General features: G+C 67.6%; 11 protein-coding genes and 2 tRNA genes. 11 read left to right on the forward strand and 2 right to left on the reverse strand.

Translation table 11 applies throughout. The features are described 5' to 3' along the window. Window positions 1-94 precede the first annotated feature (94 nt). The 10 genes from gyrB to DJ010_RS12665 all read left to right on the forward strand — a co-directional run bounded on the left by gyrB (window position 95) and on the right by DJ010_RS12665 (window position 9,794). Entirely contained in the window at window positions 95-2,188 is a 2,094-nt protein-coding gene (gene gyrB, locus DJ010_RS12625; protein ID WP_109694216.1) for a DNA topoisomerase (ATP-hydrolyzing) subunit B, read from the forward strand. Window positions 2,189-2,485: 297 nt separating this feature from the next. Further along, entirely contained in the window at window positions 2,486-5,155 is a 2,670-nt protein-coding gene (gyrA, locus tag DJ010_RS12630) for a DNA gyrase subunit A (protein WP_109694526.1), read from the forward strand. Beyond that, on the forward strand, window positions 5,155-5,808 hold the full coding sequence (locus DJ010_RS12635; RefSeq protein WP_245927511.1) for a DUF3566 domain-containing protein: 654 nt from the start codon (window positions 5,155-5,157) through the stop codon (window positions 5,806-5,808). Before gyrA ends, DJ010_RS12635 begins: the two co-directional genes overlap by 1 nt. Before the next feature lie 218 nt (window positions 5,809-6,026). Then, window positions 6,027-6,100 (forward strand) — tRNA-Ile (locus DJ010_RS12640). A 47-nt stretch (window positions 6,101-6,147) separates the two neighbouring features. Continuing rightward, window positions 6,148-6,276: a DLW-39 family protein gene (locus DJ010_RS22460; RefSeq protein ID WP_211318771.1), complete on the forward strand. Its 129-nt coding sequence runs from the start codon at window positions 6,148-6,150 to the stop codon at window positions 6,274-6,276. A 31-nt stretch (window positions 6,277-6,307) separates the two neighbouring features. Next, window positions 6,308-6,380 (forward strand) — tRNA-Ala (locus DJ010_RS12645). 291 nt (window positions 6,381-6,671) lie between these two features. Further along, window positions 6,672-7,364: a hypothetical protein gene (locus tag DJ010_RS12650; RefSeq protein WP_109694217.1), complete on the forward strand. Its 693-nt coding sequence runs from the start codon at window positions 6,672-6,674 to the stop codon at window positions 7,362-7,364. Between the two features lie 2 nt (window positions 7,365-7,366). Beyond that, complete coding sequence (locus tag DJ010_RS12655; RefSeq protein ID WP_109694219.1) at window positions 7,367-8,437, forward strand: GmrSD restriction endonuclease domain-containing protein; 1,071 nt, start codon at window positions 7,367-7,369, stop codon at window positions 8,435-8,437. 215 nt (window positions 8,438-8,652) lie between these two features. Further along, the gene (locus DJ010_RS12660; RefSeq protein ID WP_109694221.1) at window positions 8,653-8,877 is read left to right on the forward strand and encodes a hypothetical protein; all 225 of its coding nucleotides are present in this window, start codon (window positions 8,653-8,655) and stop codon (window positions 8,875-8,877) included. Further along, window positions 8,874-9,794 (forward strand): DNA-methyltransferase, encoded by a 921-nt coding sequence (locus DJ010_RS12665; protein WP_109694223.1) that lies wholly within the window; start codon window positions 8,874-8,876, stop codon window positions 9,792-9,794. The genes DJ010_RS12660 and DJ010_RS12665 overlap by 4 nt, the downstream gene beginning before the upstream one ends. Before the next feature lie 423 nt (window positions 9,795-10,217). Here the strand turns inward: DJ010_RS12665 and DJ010_RS12670 are convergent, their stop codons facing one another. Next, on the reverse strand, window positions 10,218-11,420 hold the full coding sequence (locus DJ010_RS12670) for an McrC family protein (protein WP_109694225.1): 1,203 nt from the start codon (window positions 11,418-11,420) through the stop codon (window positions 10,218-10,220). Beyond that, on the reverse strand, window positions 11,420-13,243 hold the full coding sequence (locus DJ010_RS12675) for an McrB family protein (RefSeq protein ID WP_158283012.1): 1,824 nt from the start codon (window positions 13,241-13,243) through the stop codon (window positions 11,420-11,422). Before DJ010_RS12675 ends, DJ010_RS12670 begins: the two co-directional genes overlap by 1 nt. Before the next feature lie 455 nt (window positions 13,244-13,698). Here DJ010_RS12675 and mobF point away from each other — a divergent pair, with 455 nt between their 5' ends. Next, on the forward strand, window positions 13,699-16,389 hold the full coding sequence (mobF, locus tag DJ010_RS12685) for a MobF family relaxase (RefSeq protein WP_245927513.1): 2,691 nt from the start codon (window positions 13,699-13,701) through the stop codon (window positions 16,387-16,389). Window positions 16,390-16,502 lie beyond the last annotated feature (113 nt).

Below are 16,502 nucleotides of genomic sequence, written 5' to 3' on the forward strand. Positions count from 1 at the left end.
CTCCGGGCGGTAGTATGGACATCGGCCGGGCACACGTCCCTCGAGCGTGAGCGACGGCCTTCTGTATGTCTTGACCCTGAACTGAAGAGGTGCCGTGACCACCGACGAGCAGACGCCGACTCCCACCGACGGCATCCCCACCTCCGGTCCGAGCGGGGAGTACGACGCCTCCGCGATCCAGGTCCTCGAAGGACTCGAAGCGGTCCGCAAGCGGCCCGGCATGTACATCGGCTCGACCGGTGAGCGCGGGCTGCACCACCTGATCTGGGAGATCGTGGACAACGCGGTCGACGAGGCCCTCGCGGGCTACTGCGACCGGATCGTCGTCACCCTCCAGGCCGACGGTGGTGTGCGGGTCGAGGACAACGGCCGCGGCATCCCGACCGGCACCGCGCCGGGCCAGGAGCTCCCGGCCGTGACCCTCGCCCTCACCGTGCTCCACGCGGGCGGCAAGTTCGGCGGCGGCGGCTACAAGGTCTCGGGCGGACTGCACGGTGTCGGCGTCTCCGTCGTGAACGCGCTGTCGCGCAACCTCAAGGTCGAGGTCCGCAACCGCGGCAAGCTCTGGGAGCAGGAGTTCTCCCTCGGCGTGCCCGACTACGACCTGCGCGAGGTGCGCGACCTCGAGCCGGGGGAGGGCACCGGCACGACCGTGACCTGGTACGCCTCGCCCGAGATCTTCGAGACGACCGCCTACAACCTCGAGACGATCACGACCCGCTTCCGCGAGATGGCCTTCCTCAACAAGGGCCTGGAGATCGTGGTGCTCGACCAGCGCGCCGACGCCGGCGAGGTCGCCGACGCGGTCGCCGACGACACGGCCAGCAACGACGTCGACCAGGGGCACGCCGGCGCGATCGAGCGGACCGAGGCGGGGCTGAAGCAGGTCTTCAAGTACGAGCGCGGCCTGGTCGACTACGTCGAGCACATCAACCGGGCGAAGACCGCGGCCAACCCGTCGATCATCTCGTTCGAGGCCGACACCCCCGAGGACTCCGAGAACCACATGAGCCTCGAGGTCGCGATGCAGTGGAACACCGGCTACAACGAGTCGGTCCACACCTTCGCCAACACGATCAACACCCACGAGGGCGGCACCCACGAGGAGGGCTTCCGCTCGGCGCTCACCTCCCTGGTCAACGGGTGGGGCGAGCAGTGGGGCCTGATCAAGAAGCGCGAGGACCGAGTGTCCGGCGAGGACATCCGTGAGGGCCTGACCGCGATCATCTCGATCAAGCTCGGCGAGCCGCAGTTCGAGGGTCAGACCAAGACCAAGCTCGGCAACACCGAGGCCAAGGGCTTCGTGCAGCGGGTCGTCAACGACCAGCTCGGCGCGTGGCTCGAGCAGAACCCGAGCGAGGGCAAGGAGATCATCCGCAAGTCTCAGGCCGCGGCGACCGCGCGCAACGCGGCGCGCAAGGCGCGCGAGCTCGCCCGCAACCGCAAGGGCCTGCTCGGCGGCGGCGGCCTCCCCGGCAAGCTGTCGGACTGCCAGTCGACGAACCCGGAGGAGTGCGAGGTCTTCATCGTCGAGGGCGACTCCGCCGGCGGCTCGGCGCGGCAGGGTCGTGACCCGCGGATCCAGGCGATCCTCCCGATCCGCGGCAAAATCCTCAACGTCGAGAAGGCGCGGATCGACAAGGTGCTGGCCAACCAGGAGGTGCAGGCCATCATCTCCGCGCTCGGCACCGGCATCCAGGAGGAGTTCGACCTGGAGAAGCTGCGCTACCACAAGATCGTGCTGATGGCCGACGCCGACGTCGACGGCCACCACATCAACACGCTGCTGCTGACGCTGCTCTTCCGGTTCATGAAGCCGCTCATCGAGCACGGCTACGTCTACATGGCGCAGCCCCCGCTCTACCGGATCCGCTGGAACAAGCCGCACGAGCACGAGTTCGTCTACTCCGACGCCGAGCGCGACCTGCTGATGCGCGACGGCCAGGAGCAGGGCAAGAAGCTGCCCAAGGAGAACCCGGTCCAGCGCTACAAGGGTCTCGGCGAGATGAACGCCGAGGAGCTGTGGGAGACCACGATGAACCCCGACCAGCGGCTGATGCTCCAGGTCACCCTCGACGACGCGGCCCAGGCCGACGAGATCTTCTCGATCCTGATGGGGGAGGACGTCGAGCAGCGGCGCTCCTTCATCCAGCGCAACGCCAAGGACGTCCGGTTCCTTGACATCTAGAGCACGCGAGCGCCGTCAGCCGGCCGCGAACCTGTACCCGGCTGGGACGGGGAGCGAAGCGACCGACGTCCCAGGTAGCCGACCCGGCGGGAACTTTGCCCTCGCGAGCGCAGCGAGCCGCTTCGAAGTTCGCGCCGTGTCGGCGAGCGCGTCGAGCGCGACCTAGCCGGCTATCCCGGACTCTAAGACTTTTCCTAGACGACGCGAGAAAGAGCAATCGTGACTGAGACGCAGAGCAACGTGGGCGGCGACGGGGGACCCGGCGGCCGGATCGAGCCGATCGAGCTGCAGACCTCCATGCAGCGCGCCTACATCGACTACGCGATGGCGGTCATCGTCGGCCGCGCCCTGCCCGACGTGCGCGACGGCCTCAAGCCGGTGCACCGTCGCGTGCTCTACGCGATGTACGACGGGGGCTACCGCCCCGACCGCGGCTTCTCGAAGTGCTCGCGTGTCGTCGGCGACGTGATGGGTCAGTACCACCCGCACGGTGACAGCGCGATCTACGACACGCTCGTCCGGCTCGCGCAGCCGTGGGTGATGCGGGCGCCGCTGGTCCACGGCCAGGGCAACTTCGGCTCGGCGGGCAACGACGCCGCCGCGGCGATGCGGTACACCGAGTGCCGGATGGCGCCGCTCGCGCTGGAGATGGTCCGCGACATCGAGCAGGAGACCGTCGACTTCCAGCCCAACTACGACGGCCGCTCGCAGGAGCCGGTCGTCCTTCCCAGCCGGTTCCCGAACCTGCTGGTCAACGGGTCGGCCGGCATCGCGGTCGGCATGGCCACCAACATCCCGCCGCACAACCTGCGCGAGGTGGCCGAGGGTGCCCAGTGGGCGCTCGAGCACCCCGACGCGAGCCGCGAGGAGCTGCAGGACGCTCTCATCGAGCGGATCAAGGGGCCCGACTTCCCGAACGGCGCGCTCATCGTCGGTCGCGAGGGCATCGAGACCGCCTACCGCACCGGCCGCGGTTCGGTCACCCAGCGCGCGGTGATCGAGGTCGACGAGGACGCCAAGGGCCGCACCATGCTCTCGATCACCGAGCTGCCCTACATGGTCAACCCCGACAACCTCGCCCTGAAGATCGCCGAGCTCGCCGACTCCGGCAAGGTGCAGGGCATCGCCGACGTCCGCGACGACTCCTCCGGCCGCACGGGCCAGCGCCTGGTCGTCGTGCTGAAGCGCGACGCGGTCGCCCGCGTCGTGCTCAACAACCTGTTGAAGCACACCGAGCTGCAGACCAACTTCAGCGCCAACATGCTGGCGCTGGTCGACGGCGTGCCGCGCACGCTGACGATCGACCAGTTCATCAGCAACTGGGTCGAGCACCAGATCGACGTCATCCAGCGGCGCACCCGGTTCCGCCTGGCCGAGGCCGAGCGCCGGGCCCACATCTACCGCGGCCTGGTCAAGGCGCTCGACATGCTCGACGAGGTGATCGCGCTGATCCGGCGCTCGCCCGAGGTCGAGGACGCGCGTCAGGGCCTGATCGACCTGCTCGACATCGACGAGGTCCAGGCCAACGCCATCCTCGACATGCAGCTGCGCCGGCTGGCGGCGCTCGAGCGGCAGAAGATCATCGACGAGCTGGCCAAGATCGAGGCCGAGATCGCCGACCTCAACGACATCCTCGCCCGGCCCGAGCGGCAGCGGCAGATCGTCTCCGAGGAGCTCGCCGAGATCGTCGAGAAGTACGGCGACGACCGGCGCACCCAGATCATCGCGGCCGACGGCGACCTCTCGATGGAGGACCTGATCCCCGACGAGGAGCTGGTCGTCTCGATCACCCGCGGCGGCTACGCGAAGCGGACCCTCGCGACGCAGTACCGCACCCAGAAGCGCGGCGGCAAGGGCGTGCGCGGCGCGACCCTGCGCGGTGACGACGTGGTGGAGCACTTCATCGCGACCACCAACCACCACTGGCTGCTGTTCTTCACGACGGCCGGCCGCGTCTACCGGACCAAGGCCTACAACCTGCCCGAGGCGTCGCGCGACGCGAAGGGCGGGCACGTCGCTGGGCTCCTCAGCTTCCAGCCCGACGAGGGGATCGCGCAGGTGCTGGCGATCCGCGACTACGAGCAGGCGCCGTACCTCGTCCTCGCGACCCGCAACGGCCTGGTGAAGAAGACCCGCCTCGGCGACTACAACAGCCCGCGGCAGGCCGGCGTCATCGCGATCAACTTCCGTGAGGACGACGACGAGCTGATCGGTGCCGAGCTGGTCAGCCCCGAGGACGACATCCTGCTGGTGTCGCGCAAGGGGCAGGCGATCCGGTTCCGCGCGTCCGACGACCAGCTCCGTCCGATGGGCCGGGCCACGTCGGGCGTCACCGGCATGCGCTTCAAGTACGACGACGACCGGGTGCTCTCGATGTCCGTCATCCGCGCCAGCCAGGTCGCCGCCGAGGAGGCAGCCGGCATCGCGACCCCGGACGCGGAGGCCGCCGACGTCGAGGCGACGCCCGCGCAGGTCGAGGAGGTGAAGGCGCAGTTCGTCTTCACGATGACCGACGCCGGCTACGCCAAGCGCACGCGGATCAACGAGTACCGCCTCACCGGCCGCGGCGGGCTCGGCATCACGACGATGAAGCTCACCAACGAGGAGCGCGGCGGCCTGGTCGGCGCCTTCATCGTCGAGGACGGCGACGAGATCCTGACCATCACCCAGGGCGGCCAGGTCGTCCGCAGCCCCATCGACGACAACTTCAAGCCGTCGGTCGGCCGGGCGACGCAGGGCGTGAAGTTCGTGACGCCCAAGGACGGCGACGCGGTCGCGGTGGTCGCCCGCTCGGTCGAGACGAAGGCCGAGGACCTCGACAACGCCGAGGCCGGCACCGCCCCGGACGCCGAGGGCGAGACGGACGAATCGCCCGATTCCGGCGCGGATGTCACAATCGGTGCTGAAGAGCCCGTCGACTCGGGCGACAGCGGGGCCGAAGAGAGCCCTGGGGAAAGCGAGGGCTGATGTCGGACCGCACCAAGGGTCCCGCGACCGTACCCGTCCCGAAGCCCGGGTCGGGTCAGTCGGGCTCCTCGGCCGCCGACGAAGGCACCGCCGCCCGGCCGAAGCCCCGCCCCGGGAAGGGCAAGAAGGACGACGCGCTCCCGCCGCCGCCCCCGCTCCCGCCGGTCGACCAGAAGGCCCGCCCGGTCGGCGCCCCGATGGCGCCGCCGGCGTCGCCCCCGACGGTGACCACGCCGGCGACGGCGACCGCCACGGCCACCGACACCAAGGCCGCGGCGCGCGGCCCGCGCCGGGCCCGCCTCCGGCTGACCCGGATCGACCCCTGGACGGTCATGAAGACCGCCTTCCTGCTCTCGATCGCCTTCGCCGTCGTCACCGTCGTGTCGGTGGCGATGGTCTGGCAGGTCCTCGGCGCCGCGGGTGTCTGGGACTCGATCAACTCCACGATCCAGGAAGCCATCGGCGGCGAGGACGTCGCCGACTTCCAGGTCGAGGACTACGTCGGCACCAGCCGCGTCCTCGGCTTCACCATGCTGGTCGCCGCGATCGACGTCATCCTCATCACCGCCGGCGCCACCCTCACCGCCTTCCTCTACAACATGGCCGCCGCCCTCCTCGGCGGCGTCGAGGTCACCCTCGCCGAGGACGCCTGAGCCTCCTGGTGGTCGAGTGCCCGAGCCGCCAGGCGAGGGCGTATCGAGACCCCGCATCCGTCCGCCGCCTCCTGGTGGTCGAGTAGCCCGAGCCGCCAGGCGAGGGCGTATCGAGACCCCCGAACCCGTCCGCCTCCCGTTTTGTTGGGCCCGGACGCTGTCCGGTAACGTTCCCCCTCGGTTCGCCGACGAGGCTTCCACTCCGAGGCGGACCACCCGGGCCTATAGCTCAGACGGTTAGAGCGCTTCCCTGATAAGGAAGAGGTCACAGGTTCAAGTCCTGTTAGGCCCACCCGCACGCACAGCCCTCGGGCACCACCCTTTTCGACGGAGGACAGCGTGATCAAGAAGCTCGTACTCACCGCCCTCGCAACCGCCGGCGTCGCCTTCGCCGTCCGGAAGCTGCAGGAGAGCAAGGCGGAGCAAGCCCTCTGGGCCGAGGCCACCGACCCGCTCCCGGAGGCCTGAGCACTACCGTTCCACCCGGAGTTTCCACTCAGGGGCCTTGGCGCAATTGGTAGCGCACCTGCTTTGCAAGCAGGGGGTTAGGGGTTCGAGTCCCCTAGGCTCCACTTAGAGAAACCGCAGGTCACCCCTCGGATTCTTTCTTTCTAGAGTGCTCCAGATAGTTTCGAGATCGGACGCAAGGGGGACTGAAGGGGGAAGTACTCGTCTGGACGCGGTGACATCGACCTCAGCGCGTAGAGGATCCTTGCAACAGCGCTCAGACTTCGTCGAGCCGGTCGTCGAGCCGCGGGAACACACGAGAAACAAGGAGCGGCTGGTGCGGTTCCACGAGACAGGTGTCAGTTGATTCGGCACTGACACGACCACTTCCAAGCCGCTTGCTCTAGCCTTCTCTCGTGTCGCCGCCCGACGTCGCCTCGACGCCGTCGGCTCACATGTCTCCGGCCGACCTACGAAGCCGGCTCGTCGACATCGCGCGCAAGGACCTTCCCGCCCTGGTCCGCGAACTCGTCATCGACCGCCAGCAGCCCCACTGCTTCGCCGACGACCTCACCGTCTTCCCGATGGTCCAGGAGCACCTCGCGAGCGGCCTCAAGATCGACCCCGGCGGCGTCCGCCTGGTCGGTAGCGGATGCGTCGGATACAGCGTCGCCCCCGACACGTTTCCCCGTCAGTTCCACGATGGCTCCGACCTCGACTTCGCCATCGTCTCTGAGGAGCTCTTCGACGCTGCCTGGGACACGCTCCTTACTTGGGGACATCCCCGCCGGCATGGTCTCTACGCGCACGAGCTCGATTGGTTCAACCGGCGCAAGGACGAGATCTTCTGGGGTTGGATTGACGTCGGATACCTGACCTTTCCGCGGCTCAAGTTCATGCGTGAACTCCGTCCCCTCCGAGACCTCCGCTTCCGCTGGTTCGACGCCTTCCAAAGCGTCTCCGGCGCTTTCCCCAGCACCCACCTTGCCGGCCGGGATGTGGGTGGGCGCCTCTACCGAACCGAGGACCAACTGGTTCACTATCAGGCCGAAGGCCTGCGCAAGCTCAAGTATCGCCTGGCTAACGCCAGCAAGAAGAAGGAGGCGTAGTCATGGACTTCACGAGCACGCAGCAGACCGTCGGCTGGTTCCGAGATCGCTATCTCGAAGGAACGCTCACTCTCAAGCCGCCCTACCAGCGCAACCCCGTCTGGATGGCCCGCCAGAAGTGCCACCTCGTCGAGTCAGTCCTCATGAAGATGCCGATCCCCGAGATCTTTGTGCAGCAATCCACCGACGAGGACGGCAACACCTCCTACGCCGTTGTCGACGGCCAGCAGCGCATCACAGCGCTCATGCAGTTCGTCGGCAGTTACGCCGGCGAAGACCAAGAAGAGTTCGACCAGTTCGCGCTCGACAAGCTCGCTCCTGAGTCGGACTGGTACAACCTCTCGTTCTCCGACCTCAAAGGACCCACGCGCAAGAAATTCTTTGGGTACGAGCTCGCCGTCCGTTACCTCAACTCCGACGACGAGGAGGAGATGAAGAGCGTTTTTCGGCGCCTGAACAGCTTCACCGTCCCCCTCAAGCCGCAGGAGCTCCGACACGCCACATACAGCGGGCCTTTCGCACACCTTGCAGACAAGCTCGCCACCGACTACGGCGACTACTTTGCGGAGAACCGCATCATCACTGTCGGTGCCATTCGCCGCATGGCCGACGTCGAGTTCGTCGCAGAACTACTGATTGGCACTATGCATGGCCCCCAGGGCGGTTCCGCGAAGATCATTGATGACTACTACAAGACATACGAGGACTTCGAGGACGAGTTTCCCCGCCAGAGGAAGACCAAGGTCAAATTCGAGGAGACAATGAACGCGATCGAGCGGCTCTTCCCGGACCTCCGCGGCTCCCGGTGGGGCAACAAGAGCGACTTCTATTCCCTATTCGTCGCCCTCGCCGCCTTTCTGCCTGGCGGACCGCTCGCAGACAAGACCGCAACGAAGTTGCGGAAGGCCCTTAACCAGTTTGAGCGCGAGGTCGAGGATCGGGTCGCCGACGAAGAAGCCAAGGTCTCGAAACAAGCGGCCTCGTACGCCCGTGGCGTCGTACGGGCACCCAACGAAAAGTCCCGGCGCGCTGCTCGCCACGCTGCCATGCTCGAAGTGCTCGCGGGCGCCTGACTCCAACCGCCGAGCGGCTCGTGCTCGCGCGGCTGGTCGATGGTGTCGAGCACGTCGCTGATCGCCGCGCACGACACGCTGACGCACCCATCAGCAACTCATCCGTAGATCGAAACTGGACGTGACGTCGTTGCCGGAGACGGTTGTAGGTCGTCTTTCGCAAAGACGTCCAGACGTCTATGATCGTCTACACCGCTAAGCAAAGGAGAAGGATCGTGGCCGAACGCCGTCGCCCCGGAGCCGTACGAGACTCCATCCTCCGCGCCTACGACGCGCAGAAGAAGGGTTCCGAGCTCACCGTCGCCGAAATTCGCGACGCCGTCTCCGCCGACCTCGGCGAAGACGTACCCTCGTCGAGCGTCCGCTCCTACCTCAATATCAACACCCCGGACAAGTTCATCCGCACCGCCCGAGGCACCTACCGCCTGGTGCGTCGTTGAAGCCACACACGTTCGGCCACGCTGAGCTCGTCAACACCGATTGCCTCACCTGGCTGAAGAAGCGGTCAGCGGAGTCCATCCACGCCGTGGTTACCGATCCTCCGTACGGCGCGACCGAATACTCACGGGAGCAGCAGGAAAAGCTGCGTGCCGGCAAGGGCGGCGTCTGGCGGATTCCGCCGTCGTTCGACGGCATCCGCCGAGCCCCCCTTCCGCGGTTCACGACCATGACCCAGTCCGACTTGGACCATATGTATGACTTCTTCCACACATGGGCCGAGGTCCTCAGACCGACACTCGTGCCAGGCGCACATGTCATGGTCGCCTGCAACCCACTTGCGTCCCCCTACATCTCAATGGCTCTTGCGCGCGCCGGACTCGAACGCCGCGGCGAGATAGTCCGCCTCGTCATGACGATGCGCGGCGGCGACCGCCCTAAGAACGCCCATGAGGAGTTCACTGACACCACCGTCATGCCACGGTCTCAGTGGGAGCCATGGCTCCTATACCGCGAGCCGCTCGGCTGCAAAACCGTGGCTGACAACCTTCGCAAGTACAAGACCGGAGCCCTGCGACGGATCAGCGACAAGCAGCCGTTCGGTGACGTAATTAAGTCGCACCCGACTCGGAAGCAGGAGCGCGAGGTCGCCAACCACCCTTCGCTCAAGCCACAGTCGTTCCTTCGCGCCGTCGTACGAGCGTCCCTCCCAATGGGCGAGGGCGTTGTCCTCGACCCGTTCGCCGGCTCCGGATCAACCCTCGCCGCCGCAGAGGCGGTCGGCTATCAGTCAATCGGGCTCGAGCAGGATCCCGAGTACTTCAGAATTGCCCGGCGCGCGATCCCCAAACTAGCCGAGCTCGCTGTACCTGGACTGGGGGCCGTCTCTGCACCCATCCCCGACGACGACCACGGGTGATGGAGTCCACTGACACAATGCACAGGGCGAGTAGCAACATGTGCAGCGTCGTGCATGGATCGGTTCCGTCGATCTCGAGGGGCGGTCAAAGAGTGCAGCTGTCACACGCCGGTTCACCTAGCGACCGGCGCGCCTCCGGGCGGGCGGCACGGGGGCGGCGCCGCCCTTCTCAGCATCGTCGCCCCACGGTGTCATCAACGCTGCTGGGCAACCACAACCTTTAGTTCCTAGCCCATGCCGAAGCAGCGAGGTCCCGGGACGTCCCGCGCGTGGAAGCGCTTCTGAAACCGGCGCCGCGGCGAAGCCACCTCCTGCCAGCCACGAAACTGGACACCGGCTGCGCGGCCGGGAGCACGTCGTGGTCCCGCTTCGTAACGCCAGCGCGGCCCGTCCGCACCCTGCTCCGACATCCGCCGGACAGAATCAGAGTGCGGCCGCGATGTCTTCAGCCGCGCTGCGGAGCCCGGCGAGACCGGGCTGGCCGAGATCGACGGTGCGGATGAAGATGCGGTGGCCGTTGAACAAGTACTCCGTGTCGACCTCGTCGTCCATGAGTGGATAGAGCAACAGTCCATCACAGTCGAGCGCCGTGGCATAGGTGGCGATCTGGTAGAGGTGCGGGTTGCGCAGCCGCCGCCGGCCGTGACGGTCCGTGAGCAGCACGGGGCCCCATTTGAGGTCGATCACCATGCGCGGGCTCTGCCGGCGGCCGACGACCAGGTCTGGCTCGATGGTGACTGTCAGGTTCGGCTGGCCATGCTGGTGCAGGAAGGCCGATCCGTAGCGTGGTTTCTCCACCAGGTCCCTGACACCGGCGTCCCGCAACGCCGCGGCGGCCGCGTTCTCCCAGATCTGCCACATAAGCACGAAGTAGGCGGGGGCTGTGATGCTTCCAGCCGAGTCGACAACTCCGGCGCCCTCGAGGGCTAGGCGAGCCAGGCGGAGGCTGGGTTGATAGTGCAGGTTGAGCCGGTTGAGCCGGACCCGATCGAAGTGTCCGATCGAGGGCCTGATCAGGCTAACGTCGCCCAGATAGCCCAATGCGTCGTCGTACTGACGACGCACGGTCCGGTTCTGGACACCTGGCGCGAGCAGCTCGAGGACACCGCGCAACAACTGATTCTCTGGCGTGTCCGCGATGAAGTCGGTGTATTCGCAGTCGAGGAATGGCAGCTGGGCGGGGTTGAGGATCGGCCTCGTGCGTCCGCGCACGAACGGGAGCCGCTCACGTCGCTCTACGTACCCGCGGCGAAGGCCACGGCCGAGGAGCTCATGGACCTCGCCGGCGAGTTGAACCAACAGCCAGTCCGTGGGGGTGGCGCTTTCGACCTTCGCTGTCCCGGCGCGGGGCGGCGGTGCCACGGTGCGGTATGCAAGCGCCAAGAGCTCGGGGAGGCTGTAGACCTCTGCCTTCGGGTGAACCGTGATCCGGCGGCCTCCGGGAAGGCTGACGCTCCCCGCGTAGCCCGTCCTCGGGCCGATTCGGACGCGCACGCCGCCGTGGCCGTCGGCCGCCAGTTCGTCAACAGTCAGGCCGTGTCTCGCGCGCCGCAGCGCGCGCAGTTCGGCCGGCGTGAAGGTTTCCTCCCTCGCTGCGTCCGTCTCGGTGAGGTGGATCTCGACCATTACAGACTTCCCAGGAACGCCTCGCGCAGTGCCGGCAGATCGTCGGTCCGTCCGAGCAGGTGATCGCGGAGCACCGGCTCGAGGTCCTCGTTCCACACGACCTCGAAGCCAACATCGGCCAAATCGCGCCTGATCAAGAAGGAGTGGCCGATGGCACGGTCATCGTCCAGCAGTTCGATCACTTCGGCATTGAGTCGCTCGAGGCGTGCGGCGGCCTCGGTGCCGAGGTCGGCGCTCGTATTCCGCTCGTGCCACCTGCGGACAACGGCATAGTCGACGTCGAATCGAACTTCCTTGAAGCGTCGCCGCATGGCCGCGTCGAGCAGTGCCACCGATCGATCGGCGGTGTTCATGGTGCCGATGACCCATAGGTTCTCCGGCACGTAGAAGGCGTCCGTGCTGTACGCCAGTTCGACCTCGTTCTCCGGCCCGCGGTACTCGAGGGCGAACAGGAGCTCACCGAGCACCCTGGGGAGGTTGGCGCGGTTGATCTCATCGATGATCAGGAAGTGCGCTGCCTCGCCGGGTGCCGACTGGGCGGCCTTGACGATCTGCTTGAACACGCCGGGGCGGATGCGGTAGCGGAGCCCGGCAGTGCTCACTTCCTGCTCCGGCTCGTCGTCTCCGGCGTCACCCTGGTCGTCAGCAGGCTTCTCGTCCATGACGGGACGGATGCCTTCGACGAAATCCTCGTAGGCGTATGTGGGGTGGAACTGGACGAGCTTGATCCGACTCTCGTCCGCCAGCGCGGCAGCGAGGATGCGCGCGGCCAGTGTTTTTCCTGTACCGGGAGGGCCGGCGAAGAGCAGCTGCCGCGCCCGACGTGTCAGGGCGATCAGGTTGCGAGCGCGGTCCTCGTCCCACAGCAGCCCGTTCACGAGGGCCTGCACCGGGTCCCGCATCGCCGCCTCGGCCGCGGAGTCGATGGGAAGGACCTCGCGGAGCAGCTGGCTCAGCTGGTCCGCGACAGCCGCACCAGCCTGTTCCACGGCTGGGGGATCCAGGGTTCGGGTGATGCTTCCGCTGGCCGTGGGCTCGTCGACGAGGGCCTTGAGCCAATCCCGCGTCGAGTCGAAGGTCGTCTCGCCCGCTGCGGTGGCCGTGTACAGCCCCCACCCCTGCTCGAGCAGGGATCCGACCGGTGCCGTGGCCGGGTCGGTGAGACTAGCCAGCTCAGACCGGAACCGTTGGCTCCGCGCGTCGGCGGCCGGATCGCCGGTGTCGGCCGACCCGATCCGAACTGCCAGATGGAGACCGTTCTCGTCCAGTCTGGCGGAGACGTTGAAGCGCGCCCGGTCGCTCTCGGAACGCCAGATGGTGAGCGCGATGGGCCCCGGCCACTCGACGTCCACCTCGACCGGGGTTCCCAGGTCTGCAGCTGCCCGCCGCGCCCGACGACCCAGCAGCGCGAATCGGGCGCGCAGGCGCGCGCCCGCCTCGCGATCGACCTGGGAAAGTGCCTGGCCACTGGCGGCTATCTGGCCAGCGAGCTTGCAGTCCTGCTCGGTGAAGGCCGGTGTAAGCGTTGGACGGTCGTTGTTGCTCAGACGCCAGACGGTGGCAGACGACCCGGAGCTCGTCTTCCGTTTGAGTCCGGAGTCAGTCAAGAAGAAGTAGTCGACGAGCTCACCTCGCCGGGGTCGAACGTTGTTCTGTCCACCCGGCGCCTGGAGTAGGTCGGCGAGCTCGTTGTCGGTGGCACCGTTATCGCCAGCGTCGGCGATGGCCATCAACACCTTGTACCGCCAGTGGTTCGGATCGTTGACGCGCATGCGATCTGAATCGATTAGCTCGTCGAAGATCAGTCCGTCGATGTCCGCCACACACTCACGTTATCGGGGCCGCGCCCCGCGAGCCCGCTAGTTGGCAACGATTAGCGTCCCGACAGCGTTGTCCGCTGGCGCCTAGGTCTCTGAAACTTGTTGATCGCACCGCGCGATCTGCACGTACATCGGCTCTCGTTCACCCCGATCGACTCGCACCTGACTGCCTCGGCGGTAGCCAGCGTGGATCCGGAACCTGCGACCGGATCCAACACGATGCCTGCCTTCTCCCAGAGGCAGCGAGGCGTAAGACGGCCCCGGAAAGGGAAGCCACGACACCTTGTCTCGAGGCCGCGGTCGACTAGTCCTTACCGACCAGTGACGAGCTCGAAGACCAGTCGTCGCGAAGAGCCTTGCAAGCCTTCAAACCGAGCGGCACGCATGCTACGAAGTTCCGTAGATGGTCCGTCCCCCCGGGGACGGACCAGTGTCATTTCAGGGGTCTTTGACGAGACGTGACGGGCGGTGACGGGCACATCGTGCACGGCGGAGTGAAGTTCTATCGCGGGTCCGCGGCCGCTGCTCGCTCCTACTTCGAGGCCGACCACTCGCGCGCCGATGACTATTACCTCGCCGAGGGCAGCGGCGTCGCCGAGCACTACGCGGTCGCCGTCGGCGTCGACGGCGTGCGCACCGAACGCCGTCCCGACCTCGACGGCGCGAGCTACGAACGCTGGGTCGCCGGGTATGACGTCGTGACCGGTCAGGCGAAGGGCCGACTGCGCGACGACGACCGCGCACTCCGCTTCGTCGAGGTCGTCGTCAATGGACCTAAGACGTGGTCTCTCGCGGCTGCGCTCCACCCCGCCATCGCCGGCGCCTACGAAGACGCGCAGACGCGCGCCGCCGGCGAGGTCGTCACCTGGGTCTCCAAGCACGCGACGACGCGCGTCGGACCACGCGGCCGACAGGTCCAGGCTCCCGTCGAGAAGATCGAGGCCGCACTGGTCCGGCACTACACCTCCCGCGCCGGAGATCCGCACCGGCACCTCCATGTCCAGATCAACGCCCGAGTCTTCGCGCGCGGTGCGTGGCGCGGCCTCCACTCCGTCGGCGTCGTCGACTCCATCGACGCCCTCAACGGCATCGGCCACGCCGCCGTCATGTGCGACCCACAGTTCCGCGCCGCACTCGCCGCCCACGGCTACACGCTCGATGACACCGGAGAGATCAACGAGCTCGCACCGTACGCCGGAGGGTTCAGCCAACGTGCCGCGCAGATCGCCCGCAACACCGACCGCTACGAAGCCGAGTGGCGCGCCGAGCACCCCGACCACGAACCGGGCCCGAAGCTACGACGCGGATGGGACCGACGAGCCTGGGCCGACGCCCGACCCGACAAGATCGTGCCCGCCAGCGGCGCCGAACTGGTCGACCGATGGAACGAGGAACTGCACGACCTCGGGTTCCGTCCACCCGACGGGCCGGTCCCAGTCAGAGCCACGGCCATCGGTCAGTTGCGACGCGACGTCGCCGTCGACCTCATCCTCACGCGCCTGGGCGCGAAGCGCTCCGCATGGAACGCAGCCGACATCCGCGGCGAAGCCGAGAAGCTCATCGCCGCCGTCGGGGTGGTCGCCGAACGATCCGCGCGCACCGAGCTCGCCGAGGACCTCACCGGCCGCGCAGTCGGCGCATGCCGCAGCCTGCGGGAACGGGGCGACGTCCCCGACCACATCCGCAACCTCACCTCCGACCACGTCCTCGCCGTCGAGGCCGACCTGATCGACACCATCGCGACCCGACCGCTGACACCCGTACGCCCAGCGGCTCGCACCCGCGGCACCGAGCATCTCGACGCCGCGCAACGCCAGGCCGTCGCCGCCCTGGCCGGCGACGCCGGCGTACTGGTCATCGAGGGCGCAGCCGGCACCGGCAAGACCACGACCCTCGCCGCGGCACGCCGCGAGCTCGACGCCCAGGACCGCCGACTCGTCGTCGTCACCCCGACCCTCAAGGCCGCGCAAGCAGCGCAGCATCAGGTCGGCACCGACGCGTTCTCCGCCGCGTGGCTCATCCACCAACACGGGTTCCGGTGGGACGAGGACGGCCACTGGTCGCGCGTCAACGACGCCACCCCGGACGCACGGGCACGGCTACTGCCCGGCGACGTACTCCTCGTCGACGAGGCCGGCATGCTCGACCAGGACACTGCCCGGGCACTCTTCGCGATCGCCGACCGAGCCCACGTGACCATCGCGCTGCTCGGCGACCGGCACCAGCTGCCCGCCGTCGGACGCGGCGGGGTCCTCGACCTCGCCGCGCGGTGGGCACCACCCGATGCCCATCTCGAACTCGAATCGGTACACCGCTTCACCGACGAGACGTACGCCGACCTCAGCCTCCTCATGCGCACCGGTGAGCGCCCGGGTGAGGTCTTCGACACTCTCCTGGAACGAGGCCAGATCGTCGTCCACGCCAGCGACGTCGAGCGCACCAGAGCGGTCTCGACGCTGGGTGACGATCTGATCATCGCCGACACCCGCGAGCAGGTCAGCGCGATCAACGCCGCGATCCGCGACCGCCTCCGGGCTGATGGTGAACAGAGTGGTGCGCTGATTGGTGAGCGCATCGGGGAGCCGGTCACCCGCCGTGGTGAGCGCATCGGACTCGGTGACCGCATCGCCACCCGCCGCAACGACCGCGACCTCGGCGTCGCCAACCGCGACGTCTGGACCGTCGCCGGCATCGGAGACGACGGCAGCCTCCTCGTCACCGGCGCCGCCGGCCAACGGACGCTGCCCAGCAGCTACGTCAGCGACCACGTCGAGCTGGCGTTCGCCTCGACCGCCTACGGCGCCCAGGGCGAGACCGTCGACAACGCGCACCTGATCGTCGGCGAGAGCACCGGGGCGGCATCGGCGTACGTCGCGATGACCCGCGGCCGCCACCACAACCTCGCCCACCTGGTCGCCGACTCCATCGACGACGCACGCCAGCAGTGGATCGACGTCTTCAGCCGCGACCGAGCCGACCTCGGACCCGGCCACGCCGCGACCCGCGTCGACCAGGACATCGACCGCTACGGCACCCAAGCCCCGACGAGCGCGGCGCTCCAAGCCGCAGCCCTGGCCGCGACTCAGCGCCGAACGGAGCCCCCGCCGCCGTACCCGAACCGCCCGACCAGTCCCGGCATCAGTCGCTGACCAACTTGTCGGCAAGTGATCGCTGCCGACCTCGACCAGCACATAGGTGACCGGAGCAGGCCGCAAATGTCCGATCCAGGACCGTCGCGGTTGCTTCTCCCGGCACGGGTGCC

It is taken from the genome of Nocardioides silvaticus (assembly GCF_003160695.1).
GTDB classification, from domain to species: Bacteria; Actinomycetota; Actinomycetes; order Propionibacteriales; family Nocardioidaceae; genus Nocardioides; species Nocardioides silvaticus.